Raw genomic sequence first — 25,450 nt, forward strand, 5'->3', positions numbered from 1 at the left:
CCCATGAAGCCGGTGCCGATGTCGACCGTCAGCTTGCTCGTCGCCACCGAATAGTCGAGCGTGTCGACGCCGTCGCCGCCCCAGTAGCTGTCGGAGCCGTCGCCCTTGGTGGCCAGCACGCTGTCGGCGCCGGCACCGCCCCAGGCCTTGTCCGAACCCGCCCCGCCTTCGATGACGTCGTTGCCGGCGTCGCCGTAGATCAGGTCGTCGCCGCCATTGCCGAACAGCATGTCGGCGCCGGTGCCGCCGTGGATCTCGTCATCGCCCGAGCCGCCCGAGGCAACGTCGTCGCCGTCACCGCCGGTCAGCACATCCTCGCCGTCCTCGCCGCGCAGCACGTCGCTGCCGCCATCGCCCGACAGGATGTCGCCGGACGCCCCGCCCAGCAGCACGTCGGCAAGCACCCCCCCCAGCAGCACATCCGCCGCAGATGTTCCGATCAGCGTGCGCGCCGCAACCGGCAACGGCGTCTCACCACCGTCGCCATCGCCGTCGCCACTACCGTCGCCATCACCGTCGCCGGAGCCGCAGCTGTCGTCGTCGTCATCATCGTCATCGTCATCATCGCCGTCGTCATCATCGTCGTCATCATCGTCATCGTCGTCTTCAGGCTCTTGCGTTTCGAAGATGTGTTCCGGGAGATCCGTCATGCCGGTATTGCGAGTGACGATGTCGGCGAATTCCTCGCCGTCGACAATGTCTTCGTAGAAGTCGAAGTTGTCGAAGCGGTTGATGTAGTAGAAGCGGTCGGCTTCCTGCAGCCGGTCGAACTGCTCATGCAGGACGACCCAGAAGGTTTGCCCGACCATGCCGCCGTTGACATGCTTTTCGGCAAGGCCGCCGACCCACAGGTCGACGCGGTCGATGCCCTTGACGATGCCGGTGCCATTGGCCTGCATCGCCACCTGGATACCCGGATTTATCGCCTGGAACGCGGCGATATCGCCGGGTTGCAGCACCAGATCCGGATAGGCCTGCCGGAACTGGTTGATCACCGCCTGGCTCAGCCCGTTGCGTGTCTGGAAATCCTCCCAGGAGGTATAAGGCGAGAGGTTGCCGGCAAAGCCGCGTGCTTCCGAGACATAAGGATCCTGGGAGGCCGCCAGATCCATGCGGACCTGGTTGAGTGTTCCGAGCCCAACATCCCATCCGCGCGCCACGTTGAAGGCGAACAGGTCGGCATTGATGCGGACGAGGTCGTTGCGGACTGCGTTGACAATGTTGAAGTCCACCTCTTCGGCCTGCTGGGTTATGATCCCGCCGAGAATGGAGTTGACGCCGAGCTGCTCGTAGCCGGGTTGCGGCACATACCCGGGAGGCAAGGGACCGGTGAACACGCCGGCTTCATTGCTCGGGTTGAGGAAGGCATCGAACAGAGCTACCTGCTTCGGCTGTCCGTTGGCATCGAGAACGGTCATCGTCTGGCCGATCAGCGAGTGCCCCACCCGGTAGACCGCGGCCGCGAACTCATGCGAGATGCCGGCCGTTGCATCCGGGTTGTATTCCTCGAAGCCGTGGGTGCCGTCACCACGCATGCCGCCGAGCAACATGTCGGCGAACTCGTTGAAGACGACCCGCTGGTATTCGGCCTCGTTGATCATCTTGGCAGCCTGGAACAGTTCTTCCGCCGTTCCCTCAAAGCCGGCGGCCTCCAGACCTTCCACATGGAAGTTATGGTTGCGGGCCCAGATCGTATGCATCGAGGTCAGCGCGAAGTTCTCATTGCCGCGCCCGTCGCCGACCACATAGTGGTCGAGCAGCTTGATGAACGGGTTGGTATCGAGAAGCAGCGCATGGGTGCTGCCCATGAAGTTGGAGGTCATCGCCGGCAGCATCGCTTCGTTGATGACGCCGTTGTTGACCAGACCGGCAAAATAGGTCTGGAACGCCACCTGGCCGCCCGGCAGCGACGCCGAGTGGAAGACCGTGTTGTTCTCCCAGTGGTGCAGGATCAATTCGCGCAGCGTCGGCAGCAGTTTGAAGTTGCTGTTCGACGGATCCGCCGCGCCCTGAAGCAGATGCGAGCCGAGTCCGCCGGACCCGTTGCCTTCGCGCAGGAACTGGCCGACAAGCTCGTTCGAGCCATAGGCCTGGTTCTGGTCAGCGAAGGGCGAGGTCTTGTTCAGATGCTGCGGTACCCCGTCGACGATGCTGTCGACGGTGCCACGTGTCAGGTCGGCCGGGTTGCCCGATCCCGGTGCGCCGTTACCCGGTGCGCCGATCTGGATCGTGCCGTTGCCGCCCTTGCCGAGGAAATCCAGGCCGTGGTCGAAGTACTGGCCGAACGCCATGAAGAAGATGTTGGCGTCCTTTTCGTTCTTCGGCAGGTCGGCTTCCTGCGTCCCAAGGATGTTGCTGATGTTGCGCGGGTCGAGGCCGGCGAAGATCGGATTGACCTTGTGGTTGCCGGTCGCCGGATCAAAGGCGCCGAAATGGGCATCGGTGATGCGGATGAACGGGGTGTCGGCCGCGCCCCATGTGGGGTTGTCGATGTTGTTGCCGAAGCCTGACAGCGTCCGCACGCCTTCGAAGCCTTCGGTATCGTCGTCATCCGGAAAAGCCGGCTGACCGTTGACGAGGTTCTTGAGGCCGGCAAGGTCGCTCGCCGTGTAGACGAATGGACCGGCGGCCGGGTCGTCTTCCGACGGCAAGAACTGAGGCGGCACCGCACCGGTGAAGGTGATCGAGTGCGTCCCGTTCGAAAGCGTCTTGCTGCCGTTTCCACTGCCGCTCAGCGTGTAGCCCGAGAGCACCGTGCCGGAGGCCAGTTCCACCACGTCTTGCGGCCGCAGCGTACCAATAATCGTGTCGTCTCCGCCGTTCGAGCGGAAAACGATACGGTGCTGCGAATCGAGCGCCGTGATGTCGATCGTGTCATCGCCAGCGGTACCATCGATGGTGATCGTACTTGGATCAAGGTCCGTCCCCGCAAAATTGCCCGAGACGACGAAGGTGTCGTTGCCTCCGCCACCGTTGACGTCGATCTCATCGATGCCGTTGAGTTCGGCAATCACGGTGGTCGGCCCTACGCCGACGCTGCGCGAAATCACGATGTCGGTAGTTGCCTGCAGGGCGTCAGCCGCGATGCCGGTGCGGCTCAGGTAGTCGGCCCTCGATTCGATGAAGAAAGTCTCGTCCTCTCCGGATCCACGGATCCGCAGGCGGTCTGTGCCGGCGCCGCCCTCAATGATGTCGCGTCCTTCGCCGGCCTCCCAAAGGATCACGTCGTCACCGGCACCGGCGTCGATGGTATCATTTCCGAGGCCACCGACGATGGTATCGTTTCCTCCGAGTGCATTGATCGTATCGTTGCCACCGAGCGCGTCGATATCGTCGTCGCCCGCCGTCCCCACGATGGTGTCGGCGCCCTCCGTCGGTTGTGTCGGCAAGCCGGCGAGCGCCTGCGCAAGGGTGACGGTGACGTCGTCGAACTGGAATGCTTCAATCCCGATGACGGCGTCCTCTTCAGCGACCACCGTGCTTACGACTTCGAGTTGACCTTCCGCGTTGAATTCGAAGGTGTAGTTTTGCCGCGCACCGCTAAAGACGGCAGTGTCCTGTCCGTCGCCACCGTCGAGGATGTCGTTGCCGACGCCGCCGGCCAGCGTGTCGTCACCCAGGCCACCGAAGATTTCGTCGTCCCCCGTGCCGCCGATCAGTTCGTCGGCACCGGCAAGGCCGAAAATCACGTCATTGCCCCCAAGGCCGTCGATCGTGTCGCTCAGCGGGGTCCCGACGAGGACGTCGTCGCCTTCGGTTGCTGCGAGATTGGTCGCGGGGACCAGCGGATCGGTTGGAACGGAGGGAACCGAACTCGGGATGCCGTCGCCATCGGTGTAGCGAACAATTGCGCGGACGCGAACATCCGCTCCCACCGCGAAATCGCCTTCCGTCGATGGTGTAAATGACACGCCGCGGAAACCGGTATCCACGAAGACGCCGGGATCGGTCTCGATCTGCCACTCAACAATGAAGGGCGAGAAGATCGCACCGGATGGGTTGGCACCACTGACGTTGTCGGCGTCGGTCACGCCGAACAGGGAACCGTCCGCGTTCAGCCGCACGGTGAGCACCTGGCCCACTTGCGCCAGGCCGTCGATGACCGGCTGCCCCACCGGCAGCGCGTTCAGCCCGGGAACGAGCTCGACAGTTTCGTCGGCGAACTGCAACCGCTCGATGTTGCTGACCCTGTCGACGCCGTCGCTGACCGCAGTCACGGGATCAACGAGATGGCGAACGATCGTCTGCCCGTCGTTGTCGTCGACGAAATCGATGCCTTCGATCTCGTATTGCGCTCTGTTGCCACGATATACGGCGGTATCGATGCTCTGGGGGGCACTCAGCTCGCCATCGAGGACTTCGCGTACGATATGCAGTTGGTCGGGCACGATTGTGCGCGATATCATCAGATCGAACAGCGACCTGCCGACCCAGGAGGCGGTCGCGGGGTTGCCGCCCACTTCGGCCTGGGTGAACACATGCTTGAGGCTGTCGACGGTTGCAAGCTGGTTACCAGCCGTGTTGGCCTGACCGGCTCCAGTGATGCGGATGCGGACGTTGAGCCAGCGATCGCCATCGATGATGTCGTCGCCGCCGTTGCCTTGTATCAGGTCGCTGCCGCCGCCGCCGAGCAGAATGTTGCCGCTCTCGAAGAAGCCTGTCGTCGGGTTCACGCGGACGATCGCCTCGAGACCGTTGATGCGGTCGAGGCCAGCCTGGTCGAGGCCGTCGTTGAAGAAAATGCCTTCGGTGGTCGCCACCGTGGCATCGGGTCCGACTTCGCCAAAGACGCGCTCATCGCCGATCAGAGTATCGTTGTGCACCCAACCGGACAGCGCCTCGACCTTGTCGAACCGGTTGCGCAGGACATCCTCGGCCTCCGTGGTGAAGATGGGAATGCGCATGTCGGCATAACCGTTGAGTGCCATGCCCTTGAAGATCGCCCAGTCGAAACCGAACATGCCTTCGTTGCGCATGACGCTTTCGCCCTGGACCATGATGTCGTCGCCGGATTCGGCGTCGAAATCCATTTCTTCGTTGCCGGCGAACATGACGTCGTGGCCCTTGATCGCCGAATTGAAGAACAATTCGGAGTTGTCGCCGGCGATCGTATCGAATCCGCCGGCACCTTCGAGCCAGTCATCGCCTTCATTGCCCATCAGCAGGTCGACACCCTCGCCGCCGGCGATGAAGTCGTCACCGGCACCGCCGAACACTTCGGTGTCGTCGACGCCGACGAAGACGACGTCCTTGCCATCGCCACCCATCAGGATGTCGATGCCGTTGGAGTTGGCGATGACGTCGTTGCCTTCCTCGCCCTTGATGAAGTCGCCGGTGTCGCCGCTGTCGGTCAGGATATCGTCGCCACCACCGCCATTGACGAGGTCGACGCCGGCGCCGGATTCGACGCGGTCATTGCCATCGTCGGCCCAGATGGCATCGTCGCCGAAGTCGGTGATGATCGTGTCGGCACCATTGGTGCCACCGACGACGATATGTTCGCCACCGGTGAAGCGCAGATAGTTGGCATCCGGACCCACCGTGCCGGGGTTATTGCGGATCACCTTGCCAAGGCCCATGGCCTCGAGCACCGGATCGTTGCCGGTCGGATCGGCATAAGCCTGGTTGGCCTCATTCACTTCGAGCACGAAGTCATACTTCGCAAAGGAATCGACGCCGATGTGGCGTGTAATGATGTCGTCGGCCGTGCCACGGATGCCGTCGGCGCCAGGCTGCGCCAGCTCCGTATTGGCCATCATCATCTTCGAGAAGGAGTTCTGCTCGAGCTGGTTGAGGAAGTTCTGCCCCTGGGTGCGGGTGAGATAGTAGAACCGGTCACCGTCCTGCAGGTTTTCAAGCTGGGCTTCGAAGATGGCGTTGAAGGTGGAGCCGAGCATGCCGCCGAACGGCATCTTCTTTTCGGCAAGACCGCCGATCCACAGGTCGATGAGGTTCAGGCCCGTTTCGACGCCAGCCCAACTGCCTGTTACCGCCGGATCGTCGGTCCCTGTCAGGAATTCGATGCGGTCGGCCGGCGGAACGAACGTCCGCTCCACCCCGTTGATGGTGACCGTCACGGTTTCGCCAAGCACGATGGCTTGAGCGGCCGCACGCTTGCCGGCGAGGGTCGTTTCCGCTTCGATCGAGTCATGCGTGCCATAGGCCGCAATGAAGTTGATTACCGAAGCCGGGTTCTTGAGGTTGCTGGCGAAGTCTACCCAGTGATCGTAGGGCTTCAGGAAAGTGGAGCCGGACGCCGCATAGAGCTGGGCTCTCGCATCGTTGAGCGACGGCATGCCGGTATCGCGGCCACGGGCGATATTGATGGTTGCCAGGTCGAGCGGCAGGCCGAGCAGGTTGTTGCGCAGCGAGCCGACGATGAACTCGTCGATTTCGTTGCCGTGTTCGATCGTCATGCCGCGAACGATGGCGGCTGCCGCCGCGTCGTGACTGATCGCGCCATCGAGATCGAACTCGACCGGATTGAGGAAAGCCTCGACAAGGCCGACATCCGCATTGATCAGATCACCGTTTTCATCGATACGCGGCATGGCATCGGTGAGCATCGAGTGGCCGAAGCGATAGACAGTGTTGGCGAATTCCGAGAAGATCGCCGGATTGATGTCGGTGACGCTGTTGAAGACGAAGACGTCGATCGCCGGCTGGATCTTGCGGGCGAATTCCTCGAAGACCAGATGCTGGTACTGCATCTCTGTGGCAAAACGGGCGGCCTGGAAGATGCGCTCGCCGTCCCAGGTGAAGGAGTTGAGAAGTGCTTCCCGGGCCACCGGATCGGCCGGGAATGTGGCCGGCAGTGCGTTCAGTTGTGCCTGGGTGATATCGACCGACAGCCATTCGTTGATAAAGGCGAGATCGCCACTTTGCAGAATGGTCATCTTCTGCATGTCCGTCTGGCGATTGTGCTCGGAATGGAAAATGTGGTGCACGGTCGTCAGGCCGATGTTCTCGTTGCCGCGACCGTCGCCGGTGATGTAGTGGCGGTTCAGCAGCTCATCGTCATAGGCCGTCGGGCTCGCGGCCACCTCGGTACCATCGATTATGCCGTTACCGTTCGTGTCGCCATTGATGACGTCATCGCCGTCTGCGGCCTTCATCGTCCCCGTCTGACTGTTGAACGGATTGGCATTGTGAGCGATGTCATCGAGGAACGCATGGCCGATGCGGACTGCGCCGGCGGTGAAGGTATTGACCGGTGCTGCCGGGTTACCTTCGACGACAGCATCGTCGGCAGTATTCGGAATTCCGTCAGGGCCGACGCCGGTGACCAGTTGCGGAAACCCGTTTTCGCCGCGGATGAACTCGCCATAGGCATCGGTGCGTAGCAGCGGGATGTTGAGGGTATCGCCGTCGGTCAGTTCGATACCGAGCACGATGCGGGCCTGATCCTTGATATCCTGCCAGGTTGGAAGACCGTTTGCGCTGCCATCGAGAAGCCGGCCCGTCGCCACCGGCACGCCGCCAATCGTCGCGTATTCGCGCAGGAAAACCTGGTGCGACGCATGCGAGGTATAGGTCTGGTTCTGGTCGACGAAGGGGGTGGTCGTGTTGATTTGTGAATCGCTGCCCGGAACCGGGGTCGCGCGGGTCAGCACCATGAAGCGCAGTTGCGGCGGCAGGTCGTCGGCCGTGCCCAATACCCCATCGGCGCCGAGCACCAGCGGATCGTCGTTCTGCAGCGGAACGAAGACGGTGCCGTTGCCGCCCTTGGCAATCAGGTCGAGGCCATGGTCGAAGAACTGGCCGAAGAAGGTCATCCAGGCGTTGAACGGCGCCGACAGCCCTTCGTCGGGCGCGATATTGGGAATGAGCTTGAGATCGTCATTGGTGATCTCGAGTTCGTTCGGACCGGGCAACTGACCATCCGGCAGCGGCCGGATCGGCGTCATTCCGGGATTGGCTTCCTCCCAGGCGGCAACGGCCAACTCGTTGTTGAACCAGGCTTCGACGGCAGCCGGGTTATTGATGGACATGTCGACGATCAGATTGGAGATAATGCGCGGGTCGGCATCGGCAACGTTTCCGCCCGTGCCATAATCGGTGTTGGTCACCACGCCACCGGGGCCGAGGTTCATCGTGTCGCTGTCGCCGTCATCGCGAAAACTGGCATCGAGCAGGCGCGGCATCGGCTGATCGGCCGAGCCCCAGGTCTCGCGGCCGGACACGATGTTGTTGTAGGTCCCGTCGACTGTGCGCAGGCCGGCGGGAACATGCGGGTCGGGAATGGCAAGCGTCGCGCCCGGCGTGCCCGCAGGAACGACATTGCCGTTCACGTCCACATAGATCGCGGTCAGTTCCTGCGCAGCAGCGCCGGAATGGGCGGTCGAGTTTCCTTCCGCGATCTTGATCTGACGCAGAATGAACATCATGTCCTGAAGATTGAGCTTGAACGCGGCCATTTTTCCCTCCGTCGAGACACAGCGATCCCCCGGAAGGACACATGTCTTTCCGCCCACAGAGGTCGCGCTACTGGTGCTGGCCGCCATTAACGCACCGAAGCCACCGTCGGCGTAGAGAACAAGGTCGCTCTTTCTTTGCGACCAAAGACGCAAACCCGTTTTCAACTTTGGTGCCATGGTTTTCGGACCTAAGTCCGAGAGCAGACACGCCAAAACCTGGATGGCCGAAAGTGCAGAGCGCCCCCGTTGGGTCGGAGGGTTCATTTCCGCTGACACGTGATTCAGCCGCTCGTTCGTGAGGTCGGTAAATTCGCTCACGCAACTCAACCGACGCCTCTGAAAGCGATCTCCGTCGGCGCCGGGATGTCCGCACTGGACCGTCAAAGGGTGCGAGATGATGAACGAAGACCGCCCGGCTTGCTGACTGCGACCATCATGCGCGGGCCCGGTGGAGGCGCCATGGCACATCAGGCATCCATCCCACGCTGCAGATGACGTGATTAATCAATTGTTAACCATGTCGGCGCAGCTTGGAACGCTGATAGAAGATTGTGCCCGATCCAGTGGGATCGTTTCAGTCGGGCGTTTCGAGCCTGGACCAGCCGGGCCTGCCGCGCGGCAAAAGCATTCGTTCATTCCTGAGGGAGTAGAGGCAAGGATGTACGAAATGGCAGATCACATGATGAAAATGCTGATGAGCATCATGGCCGCGCTGTCGCTGGGCTCGCTGCTGTTTCTGATCGCCGTCCTCTAAAGCGCGTCGCGATCTCTACTGCAGTTCCCTTAAATCGTATCCGATCTAGGTGCAAAAACATGCAGCAATTCAAAGTGCTACAGCGACCTTTGCGCGTCAAACAGGACGCGCGGCGCTATAGGATAAGCTTGTCGCACTTTAGAGCGTTTCCGGTCTAAACGGAATCGCAGAAACGCTATAACTCTTTGTTTTTACGCATTTCCTGACGGAAAACCGCTTCGCACTTTTCCTGGAAATGCTCTAGGCTCTTAGTTCTTTCGCATGGCGAAAGGATCGGGGCGTCGTCGTTTGCACCCCTCGTCTGGTCCGTCAGGGATAGAGGTAGAACTCGTCCCAGCTCTCGTGCGGCACAAGCTCGCCGATCTTGTATTCGAAGGACAGGATATCCAGGTGCTCCGCATCGGTGCGGCACTTGAACTTCAGCTTGTACCATTCCCCCTTGCTGCGGAACACCGCACCCGGTGCCTTCATCTTGTCTTCCTTGATGATTGGATCGGCGAAGGTGTAGGCGATCACCTTGTCCGGCCTGAAGCTGGACTTGTCGGCGTTGATGCGCTCCATCGCCTCGGTATCGCAGCGCTGTTCCAGGCGGGTCTGCGGGTCGAGCTTTTCGAACTGGCGCACCAGGGACTGATCCATCGCCAGCGCCGGGGACATCGTGGCGGCGAAGATGAGCGGGTACGCGACTGTCTTCATGCCCGACGGGCTCCTGCTTATGGAAACGGCCGACCCCGGCAAATCACTGCGGGGACGCGATTGCGGTTTCAGTTAAGCTTTGTGGCCATTCCAAGGCACGGATCACGTTTCCGAAACGTTGATTACGTTTCTGAAACGTCGATCCATTCGGCGCCGGTCAATTCGACGATGCGCTCGGGATTGATGTGAACGGCTGCATTGGTCGCGCCGGCAGCGGGAACGACGATGTCGTAGGCTTTAAGCGATGTGTCGCAATAGATGTTGTGCGGCTTGGCAAGCCCGAACGGGCAGACTCCGCCGACTGGATGTCCGGTTTCCGCCTCGACCTCGTCGAAGCCGAGCATGCGAGCCTTGGTACCGAAGCGAGCCTTGTACTTCTTGTTGTCCAGCCGTGCATCGCCGCGGGTGACGATCAGGATCACGTCGCCGCCGACACGGAGCGCCAGGGTCTTGGCGATCTGGGCGGGCTCGACGCCGTGGCCTTCAGCGGCAAGCGCCACCGTTGCCGTGCTCTGTTCGAGTTCGATGACGTCGATATCAGGGGCGTGCTGCGAGAAGAATTGCTTGACTGAAGTGAGGCTCATGATGGGGCTTCAGGCTCTGGAAATGGTTTCGTGATGGACACTGGACTGACGAACGCGTCGGCGGGCGCGAGGCGCCGCAGTCGTTGACGATCGGTGCGACTGTCTCAGTCGTCGTTGGAGGCGTCAAGGTCCTCCGGGCGCATGCCTTCCTGCCCGGGCGGCAGGTAGCCGTGGGTGGTGAACCAGTTTTCGAGGATCGCCGCGATCGCCTGTTCGCGCGTGAGCTTGCCGGGATGGTCGGTCATGAACGCCTTCAATGCCGTTTCGATGTTGTCGGTGTGGAGTTCGCTCATGGTGTCTTCCTTCCGTTGGTCTGGCACGGCCCGCCGGGTGGGCGAGCCATGCGGCATGGGTCGTGGTAATGCGGCGTCACGCCTGTTTGACGATGCGGATCAGCACCAGGAGGATCACAGCGCCGATCGTCGCGTGCAGGATCGCCGAAAGCACGCCCGTTCCAAGGCTGATGCCGATGGCGGGAAAGAGGAAGCCGGCGATGAAGGCGCCGATGATGCCCACGACCATGTTGCCGATCAGGCCGAAGCCGAACCCCTTGACGATCAACCCGGCAAGCCAGCCGGCGATCGCACCGACAATCAGGAATACGAGAATGCTTTCGATGCCCATGAATGGTTCCCTTTCCGTTGGACCTCCCGCATGTCTCCTCAAATCCTAGTCGATTTGTGGATAAAACATGCAGCAATTCAAAGCGCTGCAGCGACCTTTGAGACGCGCGGCGCTATAGAAAGGAAAGATAGATCAGGAATTGAAATCAGATAGGGGGCAATTTCATCGCGCGGCGATTTTTTGGAGGAATCCGGAGCATTTGTGCCCGGCGATCCAGTGCCGCCGTCGAAGAGGGCGCGCAAAGTGCGCCATCACGCTCCCAGCTTGCTTCACCTGAGATCCGAGCCGATCCGCGAAATCATGCCGAGCAGCGGTTGCTGCCCGGCATGTTGCTCTTGGGATGCGATGGAGTGGACATCAGACGATGCCGCCGCCACCGCCGGCAACGGTCGGCCGTTCGCCGGCCACCTTGGCGCGGTAGCCGCTCGCCCGATAGGTCGCAACCGGCGCGATCGCCCCACCGCTCTCGAGACGAGCCATCGCCAGGATCGGCTCGACGTCGGTGCGAAACGCGGTTTTGAGCGTTTCCGTCGCCATCAGCGCGTCGTTGTCCTGCTGGAAGCCGTCGAGCGCCGCGCGGTCGACGATGAGCGCCTGCGCATAGGCGCGGCAGACTTCCATGGCGCTTGTCATCAGGCTTTCGATCGGATCGGTGACATTGTGGCTCTGGTCGAGCATATGGGCCGGATCGAAGCCCTCGGCACCCCGCGCCTCGGCATCGACGAGTTCGTTGAAGACGAGGAACAGGCGATAGGGGTCGATCGAGCCGGTGTCGAGGTCGTCGTCGCCATATTTCGAATCGTTGAAGTGAAAGCCGCCGAGTTTCTTGAACTGGATCAGCCGCGCGACGATCATCTCGATATTGACGTTCGGCGCGTGATGGCCGAGGTCGACCAGGCAGAAGGCTTTGGGGCCAAGCTCCTGGGCGATCAGGTAGTTGGTGCCCCAGTCCTGCACCACGGTCGAATAGAAGGCCGGTTCGAACATCTTGTGTTCGGTGAAGACGCGCCAGTCTTCGGGCAGCGCCGCATAGACCGATTTCATCGCATCGAGGTAGCGCTCGAACGATTTGGTGAAATTGCTCTGGCCGGGAAAGTTGGAGCCGTCGCCGACCCAGACCGTCAGGGCCTTCGAGTCGAGCTGCCGGCCGATATCGATGCATTCGAGATTATGCTCGATGGCCTGGCGCCGCGTCGCCGCGTCGCTGTGCGACAACGATCCGAACTTGTAGGAATGCGTCTGTCCAGGCGCATCCGAGAAGGTGTTGGAATTCATCGCGTCGAAACCGAGGCCGAGGGCTGCACCTTTCTGCTTCAGTTCCTGGAGATCGCTGACCTTGTCCCACGGAATGTGCAGCGAGACGTTGGGCGTTGCGCGCGTCAACTGCTGGATGACGGCGCAGTCCTCCAGCTTGTCGAAGATGTTGCGCGGCTCGCCCTTGCCGGGAAAGCGGGCAAAGCGCGTGCCGCCGGTGCCCACGCCCCAGGAGGGCACGGCGACGCCATAGGCCGCGACCTTGCGCTTGATGACGTCGATGTCGACGCCACGGCGCGCCAAGCTTTCGGCCAGGCTGGCATAGTCCTGGCGGAGTGCCGCCTCGCGACGTTCGTTTTCTGAGTCAACGATGGTTTTGCCGATCATGGTGCTCATCAAAACCTCCGGATCAGCGCGTAAACGACTGGGCATTGCCCGCGTCGACATTGACGATGTTGCCGGTCGATTTCGCCGACATGTCCGAGGCGAGGAAGTAGATTGCTTCGGCGATGTCTTCCGGGAACACGCTGAGCTTCAGCATCGAGCGTTCGCGGTAGTGTGCCTCGAGGTCGTCCACATCCATCTTGTAGGCGGCTGCGCGCTGCTCTTTCCACTCGCCGGTCCAGATCTTTGAGCCACGCAGCACGGCGTCCGGGTTGACGACGTTGACGCGGATCTGGGCTGCAGCCCCCTCAAGCGCCAGGCATCGGGCGAGGTGGATTTCGGCCGCCTTGGCGGTGCAATAGGCCGATGCGCCGGGCGAGGCGGCAAGGCCGTTCTTGGAGGCGACGAAGACGACGTTGCCGCCGGCCTTCTGGTTGCGGAAGATGCGGAAAGCCTCGCGCGAGACGAGGAAGTAGCCCGTCGCGAGGATGTCCATGTTCTTGTTCCAGAGCGCCAGCGTCGTATCCTCGACCGTGGCGGAGGAGGCAAGGCCGGCATTCGACACCAGGATATCGAGGCCGCCGAAGGCAAGCAGCGTACCGCCGAAGCCACCCTCGACGGCAGCCTCGCTGGTCACGTTCATGCTGACCGAGCGCACGAAATCCTTGCCGTGGCGGGCTGCAAGCTCGCTTTCGGCAGCGGCAAGCGCCGCCTCGTCGATATCGGCGATGACGACGCAGGCACCTTCCTGCATCAGCCGGTGGGCTGTTGCCTTGCCGATGCCGCCGGCGCCGCCGGTCACCAGGGCGATGCGTCCGGCAAGGCTCTTCGGTTTCGGCATGCGCTGAAGCTTGGCTTCCTCGAGCAGCCAGTACTCGATGTCGAAGGCTTCCTGTTCCGGCAGGCCGACATAGGTCGAAACCCCGGAGGCACCGCGCATGACATTGATGGCGTTGACATAGAACTCGCCGGAGATACGCGCCGTCGCCTTGTCCTTGGCAAAGGTGATCATGCCGACGCCGGGTACGAGGTAGACGACCGCGTTCGGATCGCGCATGTCAGGGCTGTCTGCGTGCTTGCAGCGCTCATAGTAGGCAGCATAGTCGGCGCGATAGGCGGCGATCGCGTCCGGAAGTCCGGTGAGCGTCTTTTCGATATCCGCGGCGGCAGGATCGAAATCGACGACGAGCGGGCAGATCTTGGTTCTCAAGAAATGATCCGGGCAGCTGGTGCCGAGCGCTGCCAGCGGCTTCAGATCCTTGGCCGTCACGAAGTCGAGCACCGCCTGGCTGTCGTCGAAATGCCCGACCTTGCGCTCGTCTGCGCCGATCAGGCCGCGAATGACCGGCATCAGCCGCTTGGCGATCGCCACCCGCTCGGCGGCATCGAGCGTCGGCTTGGCCACGCCGCCGAAGGCCGGCCCGGTGTTTTCCGTCTCGAACCAGGCAATCGCCTTGTTGATGATTTCGATGGTGGTTTCGTAAGCTTGCCTGGCCGTGTCGCCCCAGGTGAAGAGGCCATGGCTTTCGAGCACGACGCCGCGTGCATCAGGGTTTTCCAGGCAGAACTTTTCCAGCCACAGGCCGAGCTCGTAGCCCGGGCGCTTCCAGGGCAGCCAGCCGATGTCGCTGCCGAAGATCCTGGCGGTCAATTCCCTGCTGTTCCTGGAGGCGGCAATCGCGATGATCGCATCGGGATGCATGTGATCGACGTGTTTCCTCGGCACGTAAGCATGCAACGGCGTGTCGATCGAGGCGGCGCGCGGGTTGAGGTTGTACGTGCAATGCGGGAGATAGCCGACCATCTCGTCTTCGAACGCGACACCGCGGTAGATGCCTTTCAGGGCATTCAGCCTGTCCATGTAAAGCGTGGCGAAGCCGTCCATTTTGATCGTGCCGACGTCGCCGCCGGAGCCCTTGACCCAGAGGACTTCGACCGTGCCGCCGCCAAGCGGATCCTTTTCCATCACCTTGGCCGAGGTGTTGCCGCCGCCGTAGTTGGTGATGCGCTTGTCGGAGCCGAGCAGGTTCGAACGATAGAGAAGACGCTCGGGCTCGGTCATGCCGGCCGCCTTTGTCTCATCCCATAGATTGGCAAGTCGCGCGCCCTGTTGCTTGTCGAGCATCTCGAAAATCCTCCCGGTCCGTTGCCTCGCGGCTTGGCGGCCGCGTGGAGATGTGGTTGGCATCAGATCACATGGCCCGAGAGTCATTGTCAATCAAAAACGATCAAATTCGCGCATATCGCACTGCACAATGAAAAAATATGATTGATTGTGATTGACAATGTTTGGTCGTGATGGAAGCATGCAAATTATCGGAGGAGCGGATGCACGAGAAAGAAAGACATCGGATCATTCTGTCGGCGGTTCAGGAAAAGCCCGTCGTCACGGTGCCGGAACTGGTCGATCTGACCGACAGTTCCGAGGCGACGATCCGGCGCGACATCGCCGCGCTCCACGTGCAGAAGCGGCTGCGGCGCGTGCGCGGCGGCGCGGAGGCGATCAATCCGCCGCAATTCGTCGGGCTCGCCGGCCGGCCGTTCAAGGTCAATGAAGGGCTGCATGCCCGCGAGAAGCAGGCGATCGCCAAGGAAGCCGTGGCGCTCTGCGAAGACGGCGAGCCGATCATCATCAATGGCGGCACGACCACCTTCCAGATGGTGCACTTTCTCAGCAATCGCCGGATGCAGGTGTTCACCAACTCGTTTCCGATCGCCGAGCACCTGCTGAAGCATTCGAAGAATACGGTGATGCTGTCGGGCGGAACCATCTACCGCGAGCAAAACATCATTCTGAGCCCGTTCGACAACGACGTGACGCGCAATTTCTATGCGCGCCGCATGTTCATGGGCGCGCAGGGCCTTGGGCCGCTTGGCCTGATGGAAGCGGATCCGCTGTTGATCCAGGCCGAACAGAAACTGATCGATCAGGCCGACGAGCTTGTCGTGCTGGTCGACTCGTCGAAATTTCACAAGCGCTCCAGCCTCATCCTGTGTGGATTGAAGCGGATCGCCACGGTGATAACGGATTCAGGCATCGAGGACAGGCATGCCGCGATGCTCGAAAATGCCGGCGTGCGCTTGGTGGTCGCCAATGCTAGGTCCGGCACTGACGCGGAGGCTGCATCCTCGACCGCTTGAGACGGCCGAGGGGAGGGGAAGATCGGCATCAGTCGGAAAAGGCTGAGCCGGACTTGAATTGGAGAAGGTCAGTACCGGACGATGCGGTCATCCCGATCGCGTTCCGGTCCATGGGAGGAGTGGAAATGAAGATTCTGAAATCACTGATGGTCACGGCCGCCGTTTCGTTGGCGCTGATGGCCAATGCCGCGCATGCGGAAGACAAGAAGATCGCGCTGGTCGTCAAGGCGCTCGGTATCGGCTTCTTCGAGGCTGCCAACAAGGGCGCGCAGGAAGCCGCCAAGGAACTCGGCGATGTCGAGGTGATCTATACCGGCCCGACCTCGACAACCGCCGAAGGCCAGATCGAGGTGATCAATTCGCTGATCGCGCAGAAGGTCGACGCCATTGCGGTTTCCGCCAATGACACCGACGCCCTGGTTCCGGCGCTGAAGAAGGCGATGGATCGCGGCATCAAGGTCATCTCCTGGGATTCCGGCGTCGCCAAGGACGGTCGCCTGATGCACCTCAACCCGTCTTCGAGCCCGCTGATCGGCAACATGATCATCAAGCTCGCCGCCGACAACCTGCCGGACGGCGGCGATGTCGCCGTGCTTTCCGCTTCGGCGACAGCCACGAACCAGAACACCTGGATCGAGGAAATGAAGAAGGTTCAGAGCAACTACAAGGGCATCAATGTCGTCGCGACCGTTTACGGTGACGACCTGGCCGACAAGTCCTACCGCGAAACGCAGGGCCTCATTCAGTCCCATCCGAACCTGAAGGCGATCATCGCGCCGACGTCGGTCGGCATCGTCGCGGCGGCACAGGCAGTGACGGACGCCGGCAAGATCGGCCAGATCAATGTCACCGGCCTCGGCCTTCCATCGGAGATGGCCGGTCACGTGAAGTCGGGCGCATCCAAGTCCTTCGCGATCTGGAACCCGATCGATCTCGGCTACTCCGCGACGATGATCGCCTATGATCTCGTCAACGGTGCCGAAGCCAAGCCGGGCGCAGAGCTGAAGATGGGCCGCATGGGTGCCGTCAAGCTCGACGACAACAATGAAGGCGCCATGGCCGACCCGTTCGTCTACGACGCTTCGAATGTCGAAGAGTTCGCGAAGATCTTCTGATCGGCGAGGGACGACGTAACCGAATCCGCCCCTCATCCGGCTGCCGGCACCTTCTCCCCGCTCGCGGGGAGAAGGGACATGCGGCGCACTCGACCGTCCCCTCGCACCCAACGAATGGCGGGCTGCGAACGGGTCCCCTCTCCCCGCGAGCGGGGCGAGGGTTAGGGTGAGGGGCAATTTGCAGACGTGGAGCCTTGGCGAGCCCACAAACTCGGCGGAACTGAATTTGCTGCAGGATACGATCACATCGCGGATGAAACCCGCCATCGCGCTCGAAGGCATCTCCAAGTCCTTTCCCGGCGTCAAGGCATTGTCCGACGTTTCGCTGTCGCTCTATCCCGGTTCGGTGACTGCGCTGGTCGGTGAAAACGGTGCGGGCAAGTCGACCCTCGTCAAGATCTTGACCGGTATCTACCAGCCGGACGGCGGCAGCATCCGCGTCGCGGATACGGAAACGACTTTCCCGACCGCCCTTTCCGCCGCGCGCGCCGGCGTGACGGCCATTCACCAGGAGACCGTTCTCTTCGACGAACTGTCCGTCGCCGAGAACATCTTCCTCGGTCATGCCCCGTGCAATCGTTTCGGTCTGATCGACTGGGCGAAACTCAATGCCGATGCGCGCGCGCTTTTGCATCGTGCCGGTGCCGATTTCGATCCGACGATCCGGCTGCGCGATCTCGGCATTGCCAAGAAGCATCTGGTGGCGATCGCCCGGGCGCTGTCGGTCGATGCCCGCGTCGTCATCATGGACGAGCCGACGGCGGCGCTGTCGCACAAGGAAATTCACGAGCTCTATGCGCTTGTCGAACGGCTGAAGGCAGACGGCAAGGCAATCCTCTTCATCAGCCACAAGTTCGATGAGATCTTCCGCATCGCCGATCGCTACACCGTGTTTCGTGACGGAACCATGGTGGGCGAGGGGCTGATCGCCGATGTCAGCCAGGACGATCTCGTGCGCATGATGGTCGGCCGCGCCGTCGGCTCCGTCTACCCGAAGAAAGACGTGGCCATCGGCGAGCCGGTGCTGACCGTCTCCGGCTACCGTCACCCGACCGAATTCGAGGACATCAACTTCGAACTGCGCCGCGGCGAGATCCTCGGCTTCTACGGGTTGGTCGGCGCCGGCCGCTCCGAATTCATGCAGTCGCTGATCGGCATCACTCGCCCGTCGGCAGGCGCCATCAGGCTCGACGGCGAGATCCTGGTGATCCGCAACCCGTCGGAGGCGATCAGGAGCGGTATCGTCTATGTGCCGGAGGAGCGCGGCCGTCAGGGCGCGATCATCGGCTTGCCGATCTTCCAGAATGTGACGCTGCCGTCGCTGTCGCGCACCTCGCGCTCCGGCTTCCTGAAACTTACCAACGAGTTCGCGCTTGCGCGGGAATATACGTCGAGGCTCGATCTGCGGGCCGCTTCCCTCGACCAGGACGTCGGCACGCTTTCCGGCGGAAACCAGCAGAAGGTGGTCATCGCCAAGTGGCTGGCAACCAAGCCGAAGGTGATCATCCTCGACGAGCCGACCAAGGGCATCGACATCGGCTCCAAGGCCGCCGTTCACGCCTTCATGAGCGAGCTTGCCGCCCAGGGTCTCAGCGTCATCATGGTCTCATCGGAAATCCCCGAAATCATGGGCATGTCGGATCGTGTCATCGTCATGCGCGAGGGCCGCATCGCCGGCCGCTTCGAGCGGGCCGAACTGACGGCGGAAAAGCTGGTGCGTGCCGCAGCCGGCATTGTGGAGGCCGCATGATGGGCAAGCTGCTGAAAAACCGTGAACTGCTGCTCGTCGGCGCGATCCTGGTGCTGATCGCCCTGATCGCCTGGCGCTTCCCGCCCTTCATCGCGCCGACCAATCTGGCACGCGTCTACAACGACACCTCGATCCTGATCATCCTGGCGCTCGGCCAGATGGCCGTGATCCTGACCCGCTGCATCGATCTGTCCATGGCGGCGAACCTGGCGCTTTCCGGCATGGTCGCAGCCATGCTGAACGCTGCCTTTCCCGGCTTGCCGATCCCGGTCGTGATCCTGTCGGCAATGGCGCTCGGCGCTATCCTTGGCATGATCAACGGTGCGCTCGTCTGGAAGCTCGACATCCCGCCGATCGTCGTCACGCTCGGCACATTGACCATCTATCGCGGCCTGATCTTCCTCTTGACCAACGGCAAGTGGATCAATGCCCACCAGATGAGCGATGCCTTCAAGAGCTTCCCGCGCACTGATCTTGCCGGCATTCCGGTGCTTTCCTGGCTCTCGCTCGTCATGGTCGTGGCGATCTTCCTGGTGATGAGCCGCACGTCGCTCGGGCGCGCCTTCTTCGCCGTCGGCGGCAATCCGCATGCGGCCGTCTATACCGGCATCGATGTCGGCCGAACCCGCTTCTTTGCCTATTGCCTCTCGGGCACGCTGGCCGGCCTTTCCGGTTATCTCTGGGTGTCGCGTTATGCCGTTGCCTATGTCGATATCGCCGCCGGCTTCGAACTCGACATCATCGCCGCCTGCGTCATCGGCGGCATCTCGATCGCCGGCGGCATCGGCTCGGTGCCGGGCGCGGTGCTCGGCGCGCTGTTCCTCGGCGTGATCAAGAACGCCCTGCCGGTCATCAACATATCGCCCTTCGCCCAGATGGCGATCTCCGGCATGGTCATCATCATCGCCGTTGCCGTCAATGCGCGTGCCGAACGGCGCAAGGGGCGTGTCATCCTCAAAAAGGCGGAGGCTGTCTGATGGCCGAAACGCATCTCTCCCCCCGCAACATTCCCGATCGCCTGGAAGGGCGCGGCGCGCGCCTGCTGAAGAGTTGGGAAAGCCTGCTGCTCGTCGTTGCCTGCGTCATCTTCCTCGGCAACTCGCTGGCTTCGCCCTACTTCCTCGACCCGTGGAACCTGTCCGACGCCACCTTCAACTTCACTGAAAAGGCGATGATCGCCTTTGCCATGGCGCTGGTGATCATTTCAGGCGAGATCGATCTCTCGGTCGCCTCGATCATCGCGCTTGCCTCGACAGCGATGGGGTACGCCGTCCAGCTCGGCTTCGATACGCCGGCTCTGGTGGTTGTCGGGCTTTCGGTCGGGCTGCTGTGCGGTACCGTCAACGGCCTGCTGATCACCGGTCTCGGCCTGCCGTCGATCGTCGTCACCATCGGCACCATGAGCCTGTTTCGCGGCCTCTCGTTCATCATCCTCGGCGATCAGGCCTTCACTGGCTACCCCGACAGTTTTTCCTGGTTTGGGCAGGGCTATGTCTGGTGGGTGTTCTCGTTCGAGTTCACGCTGTTCGTCATCTTGGCGGTCGCCTACGGCGTGGTGCTGCACAAGACCAATTTCGGCCGCGCCGTCTACGCGATCGGCAACAACCAGACGGCGGCGCTGTTCTCAGGCATCCGCGTCGGCCGCGTGAAGTTCATGTTGTTCCTGCTCACCGGCCTGATGGCCGGCCTTGCCTCGATCTGCCTGACCTCGCGCCTCGGCTCCACCCGCCCTTCGATCGCGCTCGGCTGGGAACTGGAAGTCGTGACCATGGTGGTGCTTGGCGGCGTCAGCATTCTCGGTGGGTCCGGCACCATCCCGGGCGTGGTGCTGGCGGCCCTGATCATGGGCATGGTCACTTTCGGCTTCGGGCTTTTGAACGTGCCGGGCATCGTCATGTCGATCTTCATCGGCTTGCTGTTGATCTCGGTCATCGCCTTGCCCATCCTGTGGCGACGCGCCCGCCGCCGTCTTGCCCACTGAGGTTTCCATGGAAAAATACGCCTTCCGCATGCGGCTCAATCCGGGAATGGCCGCCGAATATACCGCGCGTCACGACGCCATCTGGCCGGAACTGGTGACCTTGCTGAAGGAGGCAGGCGTCTCGGACTATTCCATCCATCTCGACGAAGAGAACGATCTGCTTTTCGGTGTCCTCTGGCGAACGGACGATCATGGCATGGCCGATCTGCCCTCCAATCCCGTGATGCAGAAGTGGTGGGCGCATATGGCCGACATCATGGAGACCCGTGGCGATAACGAACCTGTCGCCGTGCCGCTCAAAACCGTCTTTCACATGAGCTGACCTAATGCGGATCGTGGGCGTCATCGACATCGGCAAGACCAATGCCAAGGTCGCAGCGGTCGATCTCGATCGCTTCGAAGAGATTGCCGTGCGCAAGACTGCGAACGGCGTCGTCGAAGGCGATCCCTATCCACATTTCGATGTCGAGCGCCTCTGGGCCTTCGTGCTCGATAGTCTGAAGGCGCTCCAGGCCGAGCATCCCCTGGAGGCAATCTCGATCACCACCCACGGAGCGACGGCGGTCGTTCTCGACGAAGCCGGCGGACTTGCCTTGCCGGTGCTCGACTACGAATTCGGCGGGCCGGGTACACTCTCGGAGGCCTATGAGCGCCTTCGGCCACCTTTTACCGAAACCGGCTCCGCGCGCCTGCCGATGGGCCTGAATGTCGGCGCCCAGCTCTTCTGGCAGCAGCAAACCTTTCCCGACGCCTTCGCCAAGGTCGCGACGATCCTGACCTATGCGCAATACTGGACCTTTCGATTGACCGGCATCCGGGTCAACGAGCTGACTTCGCTCGGCTGCCACACCGATCTCTGGAATCCGAACGCCGGCACCTTCTCATCACTGGTGGACAGCCAGGGCTGGCGGCACCTGTTTGCGCCGGTCCGCAAGGCTGACGAAATCGTCGGCGCGTTGTTGCCGGAACTTTGTGCGGCCACCGGCATCCCAAATGGCACACCTGTCTATTGCGGCATTCACGATTCCAATGCCTCTCTGCTGCCGCATTTGCTGACCCGGCAAGCGCCGTTTTCCGTCGTGTCGACCGGCACCTGGGTCGTGATGCTGGCGGTCGGTGCCGACGAGGTGACGCTCGATGAACATCGAGACACGCTGATCAACGTCAACGCGCTTGGCGATCCCGTTCCATCGGCGCGCTTCATGGGCGGCCGCGCTTTCGCGCTGCTGCTCGGTGATAGTGCCGCATCCTCGTCGTTTGAGGACGAAAGCGCAGTTGTTGCAGCGGAGCACATGCTGTTGCCTTCTCTTCCCGAAGGTTCCGGGCCGTTTCCTTCGGCCAAGGCCTGCTGGACGATGGACGAAGGCACGTTGACGCCCTCGGAGAAGACCGCGGCCGTCTCCTTCTATCTGGCGCTGATGACGGCGACCTGCCTCGATCTCATCGGTGCGCGAGGGGATATCGTGGTCGAGGGGCCGTTTGCCGCAAATGCCGCCTATCTGCGCATGCTTCAGGCGGCAACCGGGCGCCCGGTTTTTGCCGACGCTCACAATGTGACCGGCACGAGCCTCGGGGCCGCGAGCCTTGTCGACGGGCGCCATGTGCGGACCGGGGTGCAGGCGTTTGCCGGTCCCGTTCCTGAAAGTTTTGCGCGTTATGCAGAAAACTGGCGGTCGCTAACGAAAAGCCACGTGCAAAATGGCGCAGGCGATCGGCAATCATAAAATATCTGAAAAGTAACGCCGCCGCATGCGAGGCGCATCGGCGTCAACGATGCTCGTTTTTCTTCTCAGAAAACCGAGCTGCGGTTCGTCGAACGGTTATGCTCGAGATTGAGCACGATCGATACGGCCATCATTGTCAGGATTGCTGTGAGAGCGGCGCCTATACCAAGAACAATCATTGTTCGTTTCCCGTCAGCGCATCGTCATGATGTCGCTTTGCTTGCTGCAAAGGTTTCTTTCGCGCGATCTGCGCCCACTTCACTTTCGCTTCGATACGCGAGCGCGAGTAGAAGTACAATTCTAAACTCTTGTGAGTGAAAACCTGTTGAAGTCCGCCGCTAATAGTGCGGCATTGCTGCGCTGCAAAAACAGTGGTTGAAAACGCCCGGCGAATTTTAGTGAATCCAGTTACAGGGCATCGACCGTTAACCTTCAAGCAAGGAATTAACCATAAACATTGTCCCACACGTCGGAATGGGAAAAGTCACAGTCTCCTCAAGGCATGATGCCGCCCCGCCGTACCGGTTCCGGTCCGGTATCGATTCGTCATCGAATTTACTTGCGGGATGGACGATAGCAGACGCCCGAGCGGCGGGGGCTGATCTCAATGATGTGGCGTGCACGTCCGGTGGACCGTGGACTGTCCTGATCCTCCCCAGGCAAATTCCGAGCATGCAAAGCCGGGGATTGAGCGTTGAGGCAGGAAACATCGTCAGAACAGGCAAGGAAGGGCCAGGCAGGCAGTCTGCTGGAGCGCTTGCGTTTTGCCGGGCTCGACGACGACAGCTGTTGCCGCGTCCGCGATATCAGGCAGAAACTTGTCCCCCGCATCAACATTGCGCTTCGTGATCTCTTCCAGCGCCTGCAGAGCTATCCTGACGCGGCCCGGCACTTCGATAGCGACCGGCAGCTCGAGCGCCTGCAGGACATCCAGTCCTCGCACTGGAATGTGCTGACGGATGCGCGCTTCGACGGCCTCTATGCCGAGCGCGTCAAGGTGCTCGCCGATACCGCGAACCGCATGGGCCTCGATCCGCGCTGGCAGATGGCGAGCCACGCCGTCGTGCTTGAGCACCTGCTGGTCGGCCTCATCGAAGAGGCTTGGCCGAAATCTTTCCTGCCGATGGGCAGGGGGCGTCGCAAGGAGCTCTGCGAACTGGTCGCGGCACTCGTCCGTACCGTTTTCGTCGATACCGAGATCGGCGTCTCGCTTCGCTTCAACGCCCTCCGTCAGCAGCATCAGCGCCAGCTCGCCGATCAGCACAGCGCCGACGAGCAGGCAGTAACGGCCCTCTTCGGTGACTTCGCAAAGAGCTTGAACGAGGGCGACCTCGGCGTGCGCCTGTCGCAGAACGCGCCGGATGCCTACCAGCCGATCGTTGCCAGCTTGAATGCAGCGCTCGAAACGATCCAACAAAGCCTGCAGTCCGTCGACCAACGCGGCCAGGCGGCGGAGACGTCCATCGGGCGTCTTCGCGATGGTGCGGCCGGCTTCGCCGAAAAGGCCGCGGCCGAAGCCGATGCCCTGTCGGGCCAGATTGCAGCACTTGCCGATATGACCGAACGCATGGCGACGGGCTCGAGCCGCATCAGCGCCACCGAGACAAAAGCCAACGAGACGCGGGTCGCCGTCGAGCGCAGCGGCGAGATTGCCGGCCAGGCAATTTCCGCCATGGCCGATATCGAGGCGTCGGCCGAGAAGATCGGCCAGATCATCGGCGTCATCGACGAGATCGCCTTCCAAACCAATCTCCTGGCGCTGAACGCCGGTATCGAGGCGGCAAGGGCTGGCGACAGCGGCCGCGGCTTTGCCGTCGTCGCCCAGGAAGTGCGCGCGCTTGCGCAGCGTTCCGGCGAAGCGGCGCGTGAAATCAAGCAGCTGGTGACGGGCACCAAGGCGCAGGTCGAGACCGGCGTCGAGATCGTCGGTCGCACGCAGGATGCGATCAGCAGCATCGTCCAGCAGGTCACGTCGATTAATGCCGCCGTCTCCGGCATCGCCCGCGAGGCGGAGCAGCAGGTCGGCGATCTCAGGGGCGTTGCATCCGACATCGGAACGATTTCGCAAGCCGTGCAGGCAAGCGCCGCGATGGCGGGCGAGACCGTCCGGTCTTCGGACGATCTGCACAATGTCATCGTCGAGCTTGGCGAGACGATCCGCAGGTTCCACGTCGAACGTCGCCACGCGGCTTCGCCAACATCGACTGCCAGCCAGGGACGCAGCCTCCCGGTTCCTCCTGATGTGGCCGAGGATGAAATGGCGGCGGCATTGTTCGATGACGGTCCGCAACGTCAGTTCGCCGGTTGGCAGCGCTGATCCCGGACACTCAAGAGTTAGCAGTCGAGGAAAACAGGAATGGCCAGCAAGAAGACCGCTCACAAGACGCTCAGCCTCGCTCCGGTGTTGGACCTGAACGAAGCGACCGCGCTGCATGAGAAGCTTTTGGGCCTGAAGGGCAGCGACCTGGTGATCGATGCCTCGGCGGTCGAGCGGGTGGGAACGCTCTGCGTTCAGGTCCTGATGGCCGGCGCCAAGACTTGGGAAGAGGATCATTTGTCTTTCACCTTCAGCAAGGTGTCGGACGCTTTCGAGAAAACGACACAGCTCATCGGGGTCGATATCGACCACCTGATGGCAAAGGAGATTTGAGGAATGAAAAAGCGAGTTCTGACAGTCGACGACTCCCGGACGATCCGGAACATGCTTCTGGTCACGCTGAACAATGCCGGTTTTGAAACGATCCAGGCTGAGGACGGCGTCGAGGGCCTCGAGGTTCTCGAAGAAGCCAATCCGGATGTCATCGTCACCGACATCAACATGCCGCGTCTCGACGGCTTCGGCTTCATCGAAGGCGTGCGCAAGAACGACCGTTACCGCGCTGTGCCGATCCTGGTTCTGACCACGGAAAGCGATGCCGAAAAGAAGAACCGTGCCCGTCAGGCCGGCGCCACCGGCTGGATCGTCAAGCCGTTCGACCCGACCAAACTGATTGATGCAATCGAGCGCGTAACGGCCTGAAGTCCGA

At 61.7% G+C, this 25,450-nt stretch carries 17 protein-coding genes; 10 read left to right on the forward strand and 7 right to left on the reverse strand.

Features of this window, described 5'->3' with window-relative positions; all coding sequences use genetic code 11:
* From BC360_RS18030 to BC360_RS18060, 7 genes are all read right to left on the reverse strand, one after another.
* Nucleotides 1-8,417 (reverse strand): peroxidase family protein (locus BC360_RS18030; protein WP_065796380.1); only part of this gene is annotated, 8,417 nt, incomplete at its 3' end.
* A 1,063-nt stretch (nt 8,418-9,480) separates the two neighbouring features.
* Entirely contained in the window at nt 9,481-9,867 is a 387-nt protein-coding gene (locus BC360_RS18035; RefSeq protein ID WP_065796381.1) for a DUF930 domain-containing protein, read from the reverse strand.
* A 122-nt stretch (nt 9,868-9,989) separates the two neighbouring features.
* The gene (locus BC360_RS18040) at nt 9,990-10,451 is read right to left on the reverse strand and encodes a YbaK/EbsC family protein (protein WP_065784629.1); all 462 of its coding nucleotides are present in this window, start codon (nt 10,449-10,451) and stop codon (nt 9,990-9,992) included.
* Nucleotides 10,452-10,555: 104 nt separating this feature from the next.
* Entirely contained in the window at nt 10,556-10,744 is a 189-nt protein-coding gene (locus BC360_RS18045; RefSeq protein ID WP_065784630.1) for a hypothetical protein, read from the reverse strand.
* Between the two features lie 76 nt (nt 10,745-10,820).
* Entirely contained in the window at nt 10,821-11,075 is a 255-nt protein-coding gene (locus tag BC360_RS18050; protein WP_053250496.1) for a GlsB/YeaQ/YmgE family stress response membrane protein, read from the reverse strand.
* A 357-nt stretch (nt 11,076-11,432) separates the two neighbouring features.
* Nucleotides 11,433-12,725 carry an L-rhamnose catabolism isomerase gene (gene rhaI / locus BC360_RS18055; protein ID WP_065796382.1) on the reverse strand — a complete coding sequence of 431 codons (1,293 nt, stop codon included), beginning with the start codon at nt 12,723-12,725 and terminating at the stop codon, nt 11,433-11,435.
* Between the two features lie 13 nt (nt 12,726-12,738).
* Nucleotides 12,739-14,838: a bifunctional rhamnulose-1-phosphate aldolase/short-chain dehydrogenase gene (locus tag BC360_RS18060; RefSeq protein WP_065796383.1), complete on the reverse strand. Its 2,100-nt coding sequence runs from the start codon at nt 14,836-14,838 to the stop codon at nt 12,739-12,741.
* A gap of 203 nt (nt 14,839-15,041) precedes the next feature.
* Here BC360_RS18060 and BC360_RS18065 point away from each other — a divergent pair, with 203 nt between their 5' ends.
* From BC360_RS18065 to BC360_RS18110, 10 genes are all read left to right on the forward strand, one after another.
* Complete coding sequence (locus BC360_RS18065) at nt 15,042-15,854, forward strand: DeoR/GlpR family DNA-binding transcription regulator (RefSeq protein WP_065784633.1); 813 nt, start codon at nt 15,042-15,044, stop codon at nt 15,852-15,854.
* Between the two features lie 125 nt (nt 15,855-15,979).
* Nucleotides 15,980-16,969 carry a rhamnose ABC transporter substrate-binding protein gene (rhaS, locus tag BC360_RS18070; protein ID WP_065784634.1) on the forward strand — a complete coding sequence of 330 codons (990 nt, stop codon included), beginning with the start codon at nt 15,980-15,982 and terminating at the stop codon, nt 16,967-16,969.
* A gap of 253 nt (nt 16,970-17,222) precedes the next feature.
* Nucleotides 17,223-18,719 carry a sugar ABC transporter ATP-binding protein gene (locus BC360_RS18075; protein ID WP_065796402.1) on the forward strand — a complete coding sequence of 499 codons (1,497 nt, stop codon included), beginning with the start codon at nt 17,223-17,225 and terminating at the stop codon, nt 18,717-18,719.
* Complete coding sequence (locus BC360_RS18080) at nt 18,716-19,696, forward strand: ABC transporter permease (protein WP_065784635.1); 981 nt, start codon at nt 18,716-18,718, stop codon at nt 19,694-19,696. Before BC360_RS18075 ends, BC360_RS18080 begins: the two co-directional genes overlap by 4 nt.
* Nucleotides 19,696-20,700 (forward strand): ABC transporter permease, encoded by a 1,005-nt coding sequence (locus BC360_RS18085; protein WP_065784636.1) that lies wholly within the window; start codon nt 19,696-19,698, stop codon nt 20,698-20,700. The genes BC360_RS18080 and BC360_RS18085 overlap by 1 nt, the downstream gene beginning before the upstream one ends.
* A 7-nt stretch (nt 20,701-20,707) precedes the next feature.
* Nucleotides 20,708-21,022: an L-rhamnose mutarotase gene (rhaM, locus tag BC360_RS18090; protein ID WP_065796384.1), complete on the forward strand. Its 315-nt coding sequence runs from the start codon at nt 20,708-20,710 to the stop codon at nt 21,020-21,022.
* A gap of 4 nt (nt 21,023-21,026) precedes the next feature.
* Nucleotides 21,027-22,424, forward strand: a complete 1,398-nt coding sequence (locus BC360_RS18095) for an FGGY-family carbohydrate kinase (RefSeq protein ID WP_065796385.1) — start codon at nt 21,027-21,029, stop codon at nt 22,422-22,424.
* Between the two features lie 694 nt (nt 22,425-23,118).
* Nucleotides 23,119-24,741, forward strand: a complete 1,623-nt coding sequence (locus BC360_RS18100; protein ID WP_065796386.1) for a globin-coupled sensor protein — start codon at nt 23,119-23,121, stop codon at nt 24,739-24,741.
* A 39-nt stretch (nt 24,742-24,780) separates the two neighbouring features.
* Nucleotides 24,781-25,074, forward strand: a complete 294-nt coding sequence (locus tag BC360_RS18105) for an STAS domain-containing protein (RefSeq protein ID WP_065784640.1) — start codon at nt 24,781-24,783, stop codon at nt 25,072-25,074.
* Nucleotides 25,075-25,077: 3 nt separating this feature from the next.
* Entirely contained in the window at nt 25,078-25,443 is a 366-nt protein-coding gene (locus tag BC360_RS18110) for a response regulator (RefSeq protein ID WP_065784641.1), read from the forward strand.
* The last annotated feature ends 7 nt before the right edge of the window (nt 25,444-25,450 follow it).

The organism is Ensifer sp. LC163 (assembly GCF_001695855.1).
Lineage (GTDB): Bacteria > Pseudomonadota > Alphaproteobacteria > Rhizobiales > Rhizobiaceae > Ensifer.